Origin of the sequence: Neisseria sp. HMSC31F04 (genome assembly GCF_001807735.1) — a bacterium.
Taxonomy (GTDB): Bacteria; Pseudomonadota; Gammaproteobacteria; order Burkholderiales; family Neisseriaceae; genus Neisseria; species Neisseria elongata.
In genome coordinates, this window is sequence record NZ_KV790823.1 from 50,080 (window position 1) to 64,137 (window position 14,058).

At 54.7% G+C, this 14,058-nt stretch carries 15 protein-coding genes; 9 read left to right on the forward strand and 6 right to left on the reverse strand.

The features are described from left to right. Positions 1–9: 9 nt before the first annotated feature. Together prmC and gap are read left to right on the forward strand one after the other, a co-directional pair. Positions 10–825 carry a peptide chain release factor N(5)-glutamine methyltransferase gene (prmC, locus tag HMPREF3107_RS08815; RefSeq protein WP_083284662.1) on the forward strand — a complete coding sequence of 272 codons (816 nt, stop codon included), beginning with the start codon at positions 10–12 and terminating at the stop codon, positions 823–825. A 290-nt stretch (positions 826–1,115) separates the two neighbouring features. Next, complete coding sequence (gene gap, locus HMPREF3107_RS08820) at positions 1,116–2,147, forward strand: type I glyceraldehyde-3-phosphate dehydrogenase (protein WP_070454993.1); 1,032 nt, start codon at positions 1,116–1,118, stop codon at positions 2,145–2,147. 83 nt (positions 2,148–2,230) lie between these two features. On the opposite strand, the gene prmA is transcribed toward gap, so the two are convergent. Next, positions 2,231–3,118 carry a 50S ribosomal protein L11 methyltransferase gene (prmA, locus tag HMPREF3107_RS08825; protein WP_070454994.1) on the reverse strand — a complete coding sequence of 296 codons (888 nt, stop codon included), beginning with the start codon at positions 3,116–3,118 and terminating at the stop codon, positions 2,231–2,233. A gap of 76 nt (positions 3,119–3,194) precedes the next feature. After that, the gene (locus HMPREF3107_RS08830) at positions 3,195–3,914 is read right to left on the reverse strand and encodes a 16S rRNA (uracil(1498)-N(3))-methyltransferase (protein ID WP_070454995.1); all 720 of its coding nucleotides are present in this window, start codon (positions 3,912–3,914) and stop codon (positions 3,195–3,197) included. A gap of 141 nt (positions 3,915–4,055) precedes the next feature. On the opposite strand from HMPREF3107_RS08830, the gene HMPREF3107_RS08835 reads away from it, so the two are divergent. Beyond that, entirely contained in the window at positions 4,056–4,844 is a 789-nt protein-coding gene (locus HMPREF3107_RS08835) for an inositol monophosphatase family protein (RefSeq protein WP_070454996.1), read from the forward strand. Between the two features lie 632 nt (positions 4,845–5,476). Next, the gene (locus HMPREF3107_RS08840) at positions 5,477–5,758 is read left to right on the forward strand and encodes a hypothetical protein (RefSeq protein ID WP_070454997.1); all 282 of its coding nucleotides are present in this window, start codon (positions 5,477–5,479) and stop codon (positions 5,756–5,758) included. Between the two features lie 94 nt (positions 5,759–5,852). Here HMPREF3107_RS08840 and dnaN read toward each other — a convergent pair whose 3' ends face one another. Both dnaN and dnaA read right to left on the reverse strand, forming a co-directional pair. Then, positions 5,853–6,956, reverse strand: coding sequence for a DNA polymerase III subunit beta (gene dnaN, locus HMPREF3107_RS08845; protein ID WP_070454998.1), 1,104 nt, complete (start codon positions 6,954–6,956; stop codon positions 5,853–5,855). 19 nt (positions 6,957–6,975) lie between these two features. After that, positions 6,976–8,505: a chromosomal replication initiator protein DnaA gene (gene dnaA / locus HMPREF3107_RS08850; protein ID WP_070455082.1), complete on the reverse strand. Its 1,530-nt coding sequence runs from the start codon at positions 8,503–8,505 to the stop codon at positions 6,976–6,978. 235 nt (positions 8,506–8,740) lie between these two features. Here dnaA and rpmH point away from each other — a divergent pair, with 235 nt between their 5' ends. The 4 genes from rpmH to yidC all read left to right on the forward strand — a co-directional run bounded on the left by rpmH (position 8,741) and on the right by yidC (position 11,323). Beyond that, positions 8,741–8,875, forward strand: coding sequence for a 50S ribosomal protein L34 (gene rpmH / locus HMPREF3107_RS08855; RefSeq protein WP_002214728.1), 135 nt, complete (start codon positions 8,741–8,743; stop codon positions 8,873–8,875). A gap of 12 nt (positions 8,876–8,887) precedes the next feature. After that, on the forward strand, positions 8,888–9,226 hold the full coding sequence (rnpA, locus tag HMPREF3107_RS08860; RefSeq protein ID WP_041961199.1) for a ribonuclease P protein component: 339 nt from the start codon (positions 8,888–8,890) through the stop codon (positions 9,224–9,226). Continuing rightward, on the forward strand, positions 9,223–9,435 hold the full coding sequence (gene yidD / locus HMPREF3107_RS08865) for a membrane protein insertion efficiency factor YidD (RefSeq protein WP_003769318.1): 213 nt from the start codon (positions 9,223–9,225) through the stop codon (positions 9,433–9,435). Before rnpA ends, yidD begins: the two co-directional genes overlap by 4 nt. 244 nt (positions 9,436–9,679) lie before the next feature. Beyond that, complete coding sequence (gene yidC, locus HMPREF3107_RS08870) at positions 9,680–11,323, forward strand: membrane protein insertase YidC (protein WP_070454999.1); 1,644 nt, start codon at positions 9,680–9,682, stop codon at positions 11,321–11,323. 49 nt (positions 11,324–11,372) lie between these two features. Here the strand turns inward: yidC and HMPREF3107_RS11940 are convergent, their stop codons facing one another. Both HMPREF3107_RS11940 and HMPREF3107_RS08875 read right to left on the reverse strand, forming a co-directional pair. After that, entirely contained in the window at positions 11,373–11,555 is a 183-nt protein-coding gene (locus HMPREF3107_RS11940; protein ID WP_141742864.1) for a hypothetical protein, read from the reverse strand. 80 nt (positions 11,556–11,635) lie between these two features. Beyond that, complete coding sequence (locus HMPREF3107_RS08875) at positions 11,636–12,178, reverse strand: hypothetical protein (protein ID WP_070455000.1); 543 nt, start codon at positions 12,176–12,178, stop codon at positions 11,636–11,638. Positions 12,179–12,361: 183 nt separating this feature from the next. Between HMPREF3107_RS08875 and HMPREF3107_RS08880 the strand changes: the two genes are divergently transcribed. Continuing rightward, on the forward strand, positions 12,362–13,999 hold the full coding sequence (locus tag HMPREF3107_RS08880) for a hypothetical protein (protein WP_070455001.1): 1,638 nt from the start codon (positions 12,362–12,364) through the stop codon (positions 13,997–13,999). The last annotated feature ends 59 nt before the right edge of the window (positions 14,000–14,058 follow it).

A 14,058-nucleotide genomic window follows, 5' to 3' on the forward strand; every position in this document is an offset into this window, starting at 1 on the left:
GATTGCGCCGTGCAGCCCAAAACCTTCCTGCAAAACACCCCGCTGCCCAAAACCGAAGCCCGCATGCTCCTGCAGGCCGTTACCGGCTGGACGCGTGCCCAACTGATTACCCGCGACGGCGAAATGCTGGACGAATGGCAAACCGCCGATTTGCAGGCCATGCAGCAACGCCGTCTGAACGGCGAACCCATGGCTTACATCCTCGGCTGGCGCGAGTTTTACGGCCGCCGTTTCCGCACCACGCCCGCCACCCTGATTCCCCGCCCCGAAACCGAGCATCTGGTGGAAGCGGTCCTACAGCACCTGCCGCCGCAAGGGCGCGTATGGGATTTGGGTACAGGCAGCGGCGCAGTAGCCGTAACACTGGCCTGCGAACGCCCGGATACCTCCGTACTCGCCAGCGACATCAGTCCGGCCGCGCTGGCAGTGGCACGGCAAAACGCGGCAGACAACGGAGCCGACGTATCTTTTGCCTGCGGATCGTGGTTCGACATCGACAGGCCGTCTGAAAAACACAGTTTCGACCTGCTGGTTTCCAATCCGCCCTACATCGAAGCGGACGACGGCCATTTGCAACAAGGCGACTTGCGCTTCGAGCCTGCAAACGCGCTCACCGATTTTTCAGACGGCCTAAGCTGCATCCGCGAACTGGCGGCACACGGTGCGGAATACCTGAAACCCGGAGGCCGCCTGATTATGGAGCACGGCTGGAATCAGGGGGCGGCCGTACGGCAGATACTCGCGGCCGCAGGCTGGACGGAAATCGAAACCCAAACCGATTTGGCCGGATTGGAACGGATTACGCAGGGCCGGAAGGCCGTCTGAAAGCCGAAATTTCCGTACAATAAGGCTAAAATTGCCGTTTATCTAAAAAATATTACCGTTTATCTTATTTTTCGGCATTACTTCCTCACATTGTCTACTATTCGCCCGTCTGATAGATATTTGCTTTTCTAGCAAGTAAGTGAGTAAGACGTTTTCCCCGTAATGTGTTTGGCCGCCTATTCCGATAGGCGGCATTTTTTTACCTTTAAAATCCCAACTACATCAAACTACAATTTGCTATAATCCGTGCTGTTTCTTTTTCACAAACCCGATAAAACAAGGATTCTCTCATGGGCATCAAAGTTGCCATCAACGGCTACGGACGCATCGGCCGCCAAGTGTTGCGCGCCATCTATGACTACAATCTTCAAGACCAACTGGAAATCGTGGCCGTCAATGCCAGCGGCAGCCTCGAAACCAACGCGCATCTGACCAAGTTCGACACCGTACACGGCCGCTTTAACGCAGACGTTTCCCACGACGCAACCCACCTCATCATCAACGGCAACAAAATCCCGTTCTTCTCCACCCGCAACCCGGCCGAGCTGCCGTGGAAGGATTTGGGAGTGGATTTGGTAATGGAATGTACAGGCGCGTTTACCAGCAAATCCAAAGCCAACGTGCATTTGGAAAGCGGTGCGAAAAAAGTGCTGATTTCCGCTCCCGGCGAAGCAGACGTCGATGCCACCGTTGTTTACGGTGTGAACGATGACGTTATTACCGACGACATGACCGTGATTTCCAATGCTTCCTGCACCACCAACTGCCTTGCGCCGGTGGCCAAAGTGCTGAGCGACAAATTGGGCATTGTCAAAGGCGTGATGACCACCATCCACGCCCTGACCAACGACCAAACCGTTACCGACGTGCGCCACAAAGACCTGCGCCGTGCCCGCAGCGGCGTGGAAAACATGATTCCGACCAAAACCGGCGCGGCAAAAGCCGTAGGGTTGGTGTTACCCGAATTGAAGGGACGTTTGGACGGCTTGGCCATCCGCGTGCCGACCGTTAATGTTTCCTTGGTGGATTTGAGCTTTGAAGCCGCCTGCGAGACCAGTGCGGAGGAAATCAATGCGCTGCTGAAGGCCGCCTCGGAAGAAGGCCGTCTGAAAGGCGTTTTGGCTTACAACACGCTGCCGCTGGTGTCTATGGACTTCAACCACACCACGCAGGCCAGTACGTTTGATTCGACGCTGACCAAAGTGGTGGATGGAAATATGGTCAAAGTGTTTGCTTGGTATGACAACGAATGGGGTTTCAGCTGCCAGATGTTGAATACCGCCCGCCGCATGTTCGGCTTGGAAGTCCGTCCGTTCAAATAATTCCGCTATTGCGGATTGATTGAAAAGGCCGTCTGAAAAACCTGTTTCGGGTTTTCAGACGGCCTTTGACTGCAAAAGGCATATCAGCGTTTGACGCCGCTCAAACATGCCCAGCCTTCGTCGAAGATGGCGGGCTCAAGGTCGAACCATTGGCCGTAAATGCCGCCCAATTCGTCTGCCTGTTCTTCCAGCAGGCCGGAGAGGACGATGCGGCCGCCGGTTTTGGTGCGGGCGGCGAGCATTTCGCCGAGCATGCGCAACGGGTTGGCCAAAATGTTGGCAACAACGACATCGAATTGCCCGTCCGGCAGTTCGTCGGGCAGGTAGAACTTCGTTTCCACGCGGTTTTGCACGGCATTGTCGGTACCGGCCGCAATCGCCTGCGGGTCGATGTCTACGCCGACGGCCGAGACTGCGCCGAGTTTGAGGGCGGCAATCGTCAGGATGCCGGAGCCGCAGCCGTAGTCCAGCACGCTTTCGCCGCCTTTCAGGTTGTTATCCAGCCATTGCAGGCATAGGCGGGTGGTGGGGTGGCTGCCCGTGCCGAAAGCCAGGCCGGGGTCCAGTTGCAGATTGACGGCGTTTGCATCGGGGGCCTCGTGCCACGAAGGGGTAATCCACAGGCGGTCGGAAATTTTAATCGGATCGAATTGCGCCTGGGTCAGCCGTACCCAGTCCTGCTCGGGCAGTAATTCGATTTGATGGGCGGGAGGAGGGATTTCCACCGCTTCGGCGGCAGCGGCCACGATGGCGGCCACATCGGCTTTTTCGTCAAATAATGCGAGTATTTTGCTGTTGTGCCAGATTTGTTCGGACTCGATGCCGGGTTCGCCGAAAATGGCTTGTTCCTCATCGGTGCCCGCATAGGCATCTTCGATGGCGGCGGACAATGCGCCGTGTGCCATCAATGCGTCGGACAACGGTTCGGCAATCAGTTCGTTTACGATAAAGGTGGTTTGCTGGTAAGACATAAGGGGCTTTCGTTGGACAGTTTTTGCGGTCGGATGGGGTTATTTTAACGGAAAACGACATAAGGCCGTCTGAAAACTAGAAATCTCCCCATAAGGTTTGCATCGCGGCGATGGCAGCCAGTGCGGCGGTTTCGGTGCGCAGTATGCGCCGCCCGAGGCTGACGGCTTGGAAGCCTGCTTCCTGGGCGAACCGTTCTTCCTCTTCCGTCCAGCCGCCTTCAGGCCCCACCATGAAAACAACACTGCGCGGCGGCGGCAGGCTGTTCAGACGGCAGCTCCGGTTCAGGCCCATCAGCAGTTTGGCCTCCGCATCCGGCAGGTTTTGCAGGGCTCGGCGGAAGGGCAGCAGCGGGCGCACGGCAGGGACGGTGTTGCGGCCGCTTTGTTCGCAGGCGGAAATAACGATTTCCTGCCAACGGCTTACCCGTTTTTCCGCACGCTCCCCGCTCAGTTTGACTACGGAACGCGCGCTTTCGACGGGGATGATTTCGTTTACGCCCAATTCCACGCTTTTTTGCAGCGTAAAATCCATCCGTTCGCCGGAAGAAACGGCCTGTATCAGGGTAATATGCAGCGGCGATTCGTTTTCAGACGGCCGACTCGAACTGATTTCGGCTTCAGCGGCGCGTTTATCCAAGCTGTTTAAAACGGCGTGATAGGAAAGGCCGTCGCCGTTGAATAAAACGATTTCTTCGCCGATACGGCAACGCAAAACGTTCAGGTGGCGCACCACATCGCCGGGCAGGGCGACGGTTTCGCCGACGTGCAGGGCGGCGGAAAGAAAGAAGCGGGGCATGACGGGTAAAAATAGGTTAATATTGCCGCGATTATACTATATGGCGTGCGCGTGTTCGCGGCGGCACAAAGGCCGTCTGAAAAGTTTTTGCCCTGCAGAAACCGGTGTTTCAGACGGCCTATACAAACAAAAGGACAATGAGTGTTAGCACAACTGCAAAATCTGGTGCGGCATATCGCCGATACGGAGGTGATGCCGCGCTTTCTGAGTGTGGGCGGCAGCGAAAAGCCCGACGGCAGCATTTTATCGGAAGCCGATTTGGCCGCGCAGGCCGCCTTTGCCGACGGGTTGAGGCGGATTATCGACTGCCCTATGCTGGGCGAGGAAATGAGCGAGCAGCGGCAGCGTGATTTGTGGCTGCATAATTACGAAGGGTTGTGGGTGGTTGATCCCATCGACGGCACCACCAATTTTGTAAACGGCTTTCCGCATTTTGCGTTATCGGCAGCCTTTATGCGGCACGGCCGGCCGGAGCTGGCCGTGATTTACGATCCCGTAGCCCGAGAATGTTTTTCCGCGTCGTCCGGCGGTGGCGCGTATCTTAATGGCCGCAGGCTGCCGCTGGTTCGGCAGGAAAAAAAATTGCACCGCGCCCTGGCCGGTGTGGAAATCAAATATCTGCGTTCGGGCAAACTTTCCAGCCGCATGAACACGCTGTCTCCTGTTGTCAGCATACGCAGCATGGGCAGCAGCACTTTAGACTGGTGCTATCTTGCCGCCGGTCGGATGGATGTATATGTCCACGGCGGGCAGAAGTTATGGGATTATGCCGCCGGCGCGTTGATTTTTACCGAAGCGGGCGGCTGCCTGGCTACTTTGGAAGGCGACGATTTTTGGAGTGGGGCGCATACTTTCCAGCGTTCGGTTATCGCCGCTGTCAGCCCCGCTTTGTTTGAGCCGTGGCTGAAGTGGATACGCGACAACCAATAAGGATGGATACTGCCCAAAGAAATCTGATTGCACCTCTGCGGCAAACCGCATATAATGCCCCGCATCGGTCGGGATAATCCCTAACCGGCCGGTGTTTTCTATGACGTTTTCCCATAATGTATTTGGCCGTTCATATCTTTTCCCTTGGATATGAGCGGCAATTTTTTATCTGCCTTCTTACATCAGGCCGTCTGAAAACATATTTCGCCCGTTATGGGGTAATCATCGGGACAAAATAGCCAATCCATAGACGGTGTTTCCGGGTTGATACCGTAATTGTTTGAATTTATTTCCCTTTAATAAAATGCTGTTATGCTCATTAGGCGGGATAATTACCGTTATGTCTATGTGTCAAATCCAAAATGTCGTGGTGAAAAAGTAGATAAGCCCCACAAGTCCTATTTGAATTCATCAAATGCCTATTGTTACGTCAGGTATTTTGTTCCCGTAAAAATACTTATTGATAAAAATCAATCAGGTAAATAAAAACCTGTATAATCATAATACCGCTTAACGTTAAAAATATACCATTTATCTAAAAAAGTCTTATAATGGCCCCCATTGCGAAAAAAGAACGGCAGTATAGCCGATTTAAAATTTATTTAAATATATAACAAACAATTGGGGTAAATATGAAAAAATTGTTCAACTTGTTGGCAGCGGAATGGCGCGCAGCCTTTGATCCGAAAAGTATCGTGCTGCACGATTGCAATGATGTCAAAGTCCATGCGAAATCATTACGGCATTTGAGTGAGGAAGAGCGGGAAACTTTATTGGAGTTTGTAACGCAGGCCGAAATCGCGCGTCAGACGGGACGTAATACTACTGCGGGTTATGGTATTACTGTTGGTGAAGCTTTGGCACATCAGCACATGATGCAGGATATCGAATCAATCGTGTCGTCTTCTATTTAAGCTGACACCTGAGATTGCAGAATGTTATGAAGGCCGTCTGAAAACCGATTTATCGGTTTTCAGACGGCCTTTTGCTGTTTCGGATGAGGTAAGTTTAAATCCGCATCGGCATTACAATGTATTTGAAATTCGGATTGTTGGGAATGGTAAACAGGGTAGAGCGGTTGGCGTCGCCAAATGCAAGCTGCATGTCTTCGGCGTGTACATTCCGCAATACGTCCATCAAGTAGTTGATGTTGAAGCCGACTTCCAATTCGCCGCCCTGATAGGCGATTTCCAATTCTTCGCGTGCTTCTTCTTGTTCGTTGTTGCTGCACACTACGCTGAGCAGGCCGGGTTGCAGGTGCAGGCGCGCGCCACGGAATTTTTCGTTGGCCAAAATGGCGGCACGTTCGAGTGCGCCCAATAAATGGCTGCGGTTGAGCAGGAAGATTTTTTCGTTATCGAGCGGGATGACACGGTTGAAGTCGGGGAATTTGCCATCCACTACCTTGCTGACGATGACTGTGCCGTTGCAACGGAAACGGACTTGATTGTTCAGCAGTTCGACGCTGACTTGTTCGTTTGGCTGGTTGAGCAGTTTGAACAGTTCCAATACGGTTTTGCGCGGGAGGATGACTTCGGCTTTCGGCAGGTCGGCTTCAATGGTGGCGGCAGAGTAGGCCAAGCGGTGGCCGTCGGTCGCTACCAGACGGAGCTGGTCTCCTTCGGTCTGCATCAGCAGGCCGTTCAGATAATAGCGGATGTCTTGTACGGCCATGCTGTATTGGACTTGCGACAGCATCCCTTTGAGTGCTTCCTGTGTCAGAGAAAATGCCGAGCTGACTTCCTCTCCCACGCTCATCAGCGGGAAGTCTTCGGCAGGCAGGGTTTGCAGGGCGAAGCGCGATTTTCCGGCTTTCAGCGTCAGGCGGTTTTGCGCCCAATCCAAAGCAACTTGCGCTCCTTCGGGAAGCGCGCGCAGGATGTCTTGCAGTTTTTTGGCGTTGGTGGTGATGCGGAAATCGCCCGCTTCGCTTTTCGGGCCGTCGGTGTTGATTTGAATTTCCAAGTCGGTGGCCAAGATGTTGGTTTGACCGTGTGTACTTTCGAGCAGGACGTTGGATAGGATGGGGAGTGTGTGGCGGCGTTCGACGATGCCGGTCACAGCCTGCAAAGGTTTGAGCAGGGCATCGCGGTCTGCTTGCAAAATCAGCATGTTATTTCCTTAAATTCGGTTAATTTTGAATGAGTAAAAGCAGTTTTTCATAGTCCTGTGCCACTTCGGGGTCTTCTTGCCGTAGTTTGGCTACGGCCTTGATGCCGTGCATGACGGTGGTGTGGTCTCGGCCGCCGAAGGCTTCTCCGATGGCGGGTAGGCTGAGGCTGGTCAGGTCTTTTGTCAGGCTCATGGCCACTTGGCGCGGTCGCGCGATATTGCGGGTACGTTTTTTGCCCAGCAACTCGCTGATTTTGACCCGGTAGTGTTTGGCTACCGCATCGAGTATGAGTTCGGCGGTAATGACTTTGTAGGCGCTGGCGACAATATCCTGCAATGCTTCGGTAGCCAAGTCGATGTCGATTGGTTTTTTTTGGAAGCGGCTGCTGGCTTCGACCCGTTTGAACGCGCCTTCCAGTTCGCGTACGTTGGAGCGGATGTGTTTGGCGATGAAAAAAGCAGCATCTTCGCGCAAGGTTACGCCGGCGGATTCGGCTTTTTTCTGCAAAATGGCAACGCGCATTTCAAATTCAGGCGGTTCGAGTTCGAGGGTCAGACCCCAGGAAAATCGGGATTTCAGACGGTCGTCCATGTCTTCGATTTTGGCTGGAAGCACGTCGCAGGTTAGGATGAGTTGTTTTTTCTCGGTATGGAAGTGGTTGTACAGATAGAAGAATTCTTCCATTGTACGGTCTTTTCCTTTGATGAATTGGATGTCGTCGATAATCAGCAGGTCGTATTGTTTGTATTGCTGTTTGAAAGTGTCGTAATTGTTGGTGCGGAATGCGTTCATCAGGCCGCGTATGTATTCGTCGGCATGCATATAGCGCACTTTGGCTTTCGGGTTGTGTTGAAGCAGGTCGTTGCCGATGGCCTGTACCAAATGTGTTTTACCCAAGCCGGTGCTGCCGTAGAGGAAAAACGGGTTGTAACGGTCTCCCGGATTTTCTGCAATGGATTTGGCGGCGGCGGCAGCCATGCGGTTGCCTTTGCCTTCCACTAGGGTGGCAAAAGTGTAGTCGGGAGACAGGTTGGTATGGGCATAATGAGCATCACGCTGCTCTTCAGTGCGGCCCGGGGTGGTTTTTGCGGCTTCTGGTTTGTGCTCCTGCTGCTCTTCCGCCGATTTTGCAGGCAGGTTTTTCAAGCGTTCGGCCAGAATGTCTTGCGCGCTTTGTTTGGGTTTCGCAGGTGATTTGGCCGGTTCCGCCATCGCTGCTGTAGGGCTTTCAGACGGCCTTTCTTGTGCGGATGTTGTCTCCTGAACTGTGTCGGTGTTCTCGTCCGGAGCCATCGGATAGCTGATGCCGCGCCCCGCTTTAAATTGCAGTGCGGGCTGTTCGGGAGCCAGTTCTTTGAGGACGGTTTCGAATTTGGTGGCGAATTGGTTTTGCAGCATGTTGCTGGCAAACTGGTTTTTGCCATACACCACCCATACATCGTTTTCCTCGCCCACGGTCAGCGGTGCAATCCAAGTATCAAACTGTTGCGGTGTCAGCATCTGATGCAGGCGGCGAAGGCAAAGCGGCCAAAATTCGGCAAGCGTCAAGGTGTTCATAGGGAATCGTCGGAAAATCATTCAGATAGGCCGTGAGAAGAAGGTTCGGCCAAGAGATTGCGGGATTATACAGAAAATCCATTATGCCCGCCATGTGCTGCCGATGGGGCCGAAACCTGGGCCGCAAACGGGATATTCTGTTTAATTTCCTTATATTGATTGACAAAAAGAAGAATTTAGGTTGTAATCTGCCGTTTTCAATTTCATACCGATTTTTAGGAATATCATGAAACGCACTTATCAACCTTCCGTAACCAAACGCAAACGCACCCACGGCTTTTTGGTGCGCTCCAAAACCCGCGGCGGCCGTGCCGTATTGGCTGCGCGCCGTGCCAAAGGCCGTAAGCGTTTGGCCGTTTAATCCGAAGCCGTTTTGGAAAGCTTCGGCAGGCAGTACCGCTTATTGAAAACGGAAGAATTTTCTTCCGTTTTTGCTTTAAGAAAGCAATATAACTGCGCGTTACTGCAAATCTCTTATTCCGATGCCAATCCCGCCGGGCATGCGCGGCTTGGTTTGGTGGTCGGTAAAAAAACAGCCAAACGTGCCCATGACCGCAATTATATGAAACGTGTGTTGCGCGACTGGTTTCGACGGCATAAGGCGCAGTTGCCGCCTCGGGATTTTGTAATACGGGTCCGCCGCCCCTTCGGGCGCGACGGTGCGGACGAAATACGGGCGCAGCTCCAGCGGCTGCTGTTGCAGAAATCATGATTGCCAAGTTGTTGCAATGGCTGATCAAGTTTTACCAATACTGCATCAGCCCGATGATTCCGCCACGATGCCGCTATACTCCGACCTGTTCGCAATATGCTTTGGAAGCCGTACGCAAATATGGCGCATTCAAGGGGGGCTGGCTGGCAGTCAAACGAATTGCCCGCTGCCATCCTTGGGGCGGGCACGGACATGATCCGGTACCTTAAACCGATTCCCGTATCGGATTCGGCCTGCTTCCCGTCATGTTCCAGCCATACAAGGCAGGCCGGAGCGGAAAAGCGCGGCAGAGTCGGATATTTTGTCGGCATGCTTAATTTTGTCGGCATGCTTAAATGCAGTACGCGTTTGCGCGCGGAGCGCAAGAGATTTCAAATACCGGTGCGCTGTGAAACAGCCGCCTAAATTTTCAGACGGCCTCTCCTTCCGTCTGACGACATACAGGAAAAACCGATGGACATCAAAAGAATGACCGTGTTTTTTGCTGTTTCCCTGCTGATACTGTTGGGATGGGAAAAAATATTCCCAACCCCGCAGCCCGCGGTTTCAGCCGTGCAGCAGGCCGGACAGCAACAAGCCACCCCGACTATTCCGGCCGAAACCGGTTTGAGTCCGGCTGTTCCGATTACGGTCAGCACGGATACCGTCAATGCAGTTATTGATGAAAAAAGCGGTGATTTGCGCAGCCTGACCTTGCTGAAATACGATTCGGCAGAAGATCAGAGCAAACCTTTCACGCTCTTTCACGATGGCAAGGACAGCATTTATGTCGCCCAATCCGACGTGGTGGATGCGGCCGGCCGCAGCCTGACACAAGGATTGAGTTTTCAAAGTGCGCAAAAGCAATACAGCCTTGAAGGCGACAAAGCCGAAGTCCGCCTGACTGCCAATACTGCCAACGGCATCCAGATCGACAAAATCTATACTTTTACCAAAGGCAGCTATTTGGTCGGCATTCGTTTTGATGTGACCAACCGCAGCGGCAGTCCCATCCGAACCGACGGTTCCTACCGCATCGTCCGCGACGGCAAAGCGCCGGAAGGCCAAGGCTATTTCATGGCCAACTACACGGGGCCGGTGTTGTACACCCCGCAGGGCGAATTCCAAAAAGTCGCATTCGGCGATTTGGATGACGACTTCAAAGAAGGGCGCGAGCAGGCCGAATACGAGCGTAAAACGCAGTCCGGCTGGGTCGGTATGAGCCAGCACTACTTCTTCTCGTCTTGGATTCTGCAACCGAAAGGCGGGCAAAGCGTGTGTGCCACCGATGCTTGCCGCATCGACATCAAACGCCGCAGCGACAACCTTTATTCCGCCGGCGTCATCGTTCCGCAACCCGAGCTGGCCAACGGCATGAAGCAGAGCTTCGGCATTTCCCTGTACGCCGGTCCGCAAACCACTTCCGCACTCGGCAAAATCGCCGACCATTTGGAATTGATTAAAGACTACGGCCGCGTACATTGGCCTGCAACCGGCCTCTTCTGGCTGATGGACAAACTGCACGGCTTTACCGGCAACTGGGGTTGGGCAATCGTCCTGCTGACCATTATCGTCAAAATAGTCCTCTTCCCGCTGAACAACGCCGCCTATAAATCCATGGCGAAAATGCGCGCAGTCGCACCGAAGCTCGAGGCGCTGAAAAAACAATACGGCGACGACCGTATGGCGATGCAGCAGGCCATGATGCAGATGTACCGCAGCGAAAAAATCAATCCGCTGGGCGGCTGTCTGCCGATGTTGCTGCAAATCCCGATCTTTATCGGCCTTTATTGGGCGATATTCAGTTCGGTGGAATTGCGCCAGGCTCCGTGGTTGGGTTGGATTACAGATTTGTCCCGCCATGACCCGTGGTTCATCCTGCCCGTTCTGATGACGGCGACCATGTGGTTCCAAACCACACTGAACCCGCCGCCAACCGATCCGATGCAGGCCAAAATGATGAAGATTATGCCGTTTGTCTTCTCGTTTATGTTCTTCCTCTTCCCTGCAGGCCTGGTGCTGTACTATGTGGTGAACAATCTGCTGACCATCGCGCAGCAATGGTATGTGAACCGCAGTACCGAACAGCAACGTAAAAAAGGCGAAGTGGTGTCGTAATTCGGCATCTGAGTATTGAAAGGCCGTCTGAAAACCTGAGCAAAGGTTTTCAGACGGCCTTTTTATCAAGCGGAATAAGTGATGATGCGGCGATTAACTTTTTCTGCGCAGCGTAGCTTCGTTTGATGTTAAAGAGGATGGTTCTGCAAGGTATCGCCAAACGAAATGAATTTGCCTCCCATCCCCCTTCTGCTGTTTGAGGATTTGCCGCTTTGCCTTGATTGTGCGTCATGATGATTGGGGCGGGACGGGAGGCCGTCTGAAAGCGGCGGTTTGTGTTTTCAATGCGCTTCGGGTGTTGAATTTGAGCAATCAGAAACTCTCATGTTGGCTTGTGCCGGGCAAAGCCGTATCGCTGCCGTCGCCATGCGCGTCAAGCTGCCCGCGTTTCGCCAAACGGTACCAGCCGAAGAGGCGGTAGAGGCAGAATAGGGCGATGAAGGGCTGGCAGGCGGCAACCAGCAGATAACGCGGGTTGTCGAACGATATGGCCGCTTCGCCGCCGGACAGCCTCAGCAGGGCCCAGCCCCACTGCCACACTGAAGCAAGGGAAAAGGCCAGCACGGCCAAGAGGCCGAGTGTGGCGAATACGCCGACGGGCATGGCTTTGCCGCGAGCCACGGAGCGGTCGAGCCTCAGCAGCATCAGCAGGCCGAACCCGATGCACAATACCATGCCGCCGTTGGCGACGACTTGGAGGCCGGAAAAAACAATGTCGGGCGATACGGGCAGGCCGTCTGCGGGCAGTGCTTTTTTCTGCCCCGAAGCGACGCTTTGCATCACGTTCAGTACAAAGGTGTAAATCATGTCGGCCAGTACAATCCATACCGGCAGTAAAAAAGGGAAACGCATCATGTCTTTGCTCCGTCAAGGGCGGGCAGTGTAGCAGAAAGCCCCTGCCTGATTAAGTATGGATTGAAAAAACGGCAGGCAGGACGGGCGTGCGGTTGTTTTTCAGACGGCCTCCTCGTCATGCCATGCCTAATGGGGCGCAATTTTGTTACACTACCGCCCGACTTTTACCGGAAACCGATTCTTATGCTGACCTATACCCCGCCGGAGATGCGCGCCGCGCCGCCTACGCGCGAAAAACCGTGGATATTGCTGCTGCTGGCGTTTGCCTGGCTCTGGCCGGGCGTGTTTTCGCACGATTTGTGGAAGCCAGACGAAATTTGGTTTAACGAGGCGGTAAACGGCGTGTTGTCGGGCGGCAGTTGGTTGCAGCCGCAAGTGCCGGGCAGGAAGGACGGCGGAATGCCGTTTGTTTACGTTTGGCTGGCGGCGTGGTGCCGCCGGCTGCTGTCGCCTTGGCTGACGGATGCCTATTCGGCGATGCGGTTGGCCAGTGTGCTGTTTACCGTCGTCGGGCTGACGGCCTGCGGCATGGCGGGTTTCCATCTGGCGGGACGGCATCAGGGGCGAAGCGTGGTGTTGATACTGATAGGCTGTGCCGGACTGATAACCGGCGGCCACCTGCTCGGCGGCGCGTCGGTGCAGTTTGCCGCTGCGGGTTTGTGTCTGTACGGCTTGGCGGTGGCGCGCCGGCGGGCAATTTTTGCCGCGCTGTTGTTGGGTTGCGGCTGGGCGTTGCTGTCGGTATCGGCCGGTTGGGCGGTTATGGCGGCATTGATGCTGGCCGCCTGCCTGTTGCCGTTGTTTCCCGTTTGGCGGAGCCGCCGTTTCGCCGTTGCGCTGGCTGCCGCCTTTGCTTTGGCCGTGCCTTTGGCCGCCGTGTATCCGCTGGCTTTGTATCAGGTTTCACCCGAGGCGTTTTCAGGGTGGCTGAACCATCATGTTTTCGGTGTTTTCGGCGGTTTGGCAACTTTTTCCGCCGCCTTCAGCCTGCCTTATTATTTGAAAAACCTATTGTGGTTCGCCTTTCCCGCCTGGCCGCTGGCGTTGTGGACTTTCAGCCGCCGCCGTTTTTTAAGCGAAAGCTGGGGCGGGCCGACGGTGTTGTGGTTGGCGGTGGTGGGGTTGCTGTTGGCCGCCGCGCCGCAAACCCATGCCGACAATCTGATTCTGCTGCTGCCGCCGCTGGCCGTGCTCGGCGCGTGCCGTCTCGACAGCCTGCGGCGCGGCGCGGCGGCGTTTTTCAACTGGTTCGGCATTATGATTTTCGGCCTGTTGGCGGTGTTCCTTTGGATTGGTTTTTCGGCGATGAATTTCGGCTGGCCGGCCAAACTGGCCGAACGGTCGGCTTATTTCAGCCCGTATTACACGCCCGAGTTTGATGTCATGCCGATGTTGATCGCCCTGTTGTTCACGCCGTTGTGGCTGTGGGCGGTTACGCGCAAAAATGTGAAGGGGCGGCAGGCGGTAACCAATTGGGCGGCAGGCATGACGCTGGTGTGGGCTTTGCTGATGACGCTGTTTCTGCCTTGGCTGGATGCGGCCAAAAGCTACCGCCCGGTGGTGGCGCGTATGGAAGCCGCCGCGCCTGCCGAATTGCGCGAACGCCGTGCCTGCTTCAGCATAGACGAAACGGCCGTCCTTGCCCGCGTGTCGTGGCGCGAATACGGCAACCTGCCCTTCGAGGTCGGTGAATCGGCTTGCGGCTACCGGCTGATACAGGCCGATGCCGATGCGGCCGTGCCCGCAGGCTGGCGCGAGGTTTGGCAGGGCGGCAGGCCGCGCAATAAAAACGAACGTTTCCTTTTGCTGCAACGTTTGTGAAGCGGACAAATAGATTGAATGGGCAGAAAGAGGCCGTCTGAAAACTGTTTTTCAGACGG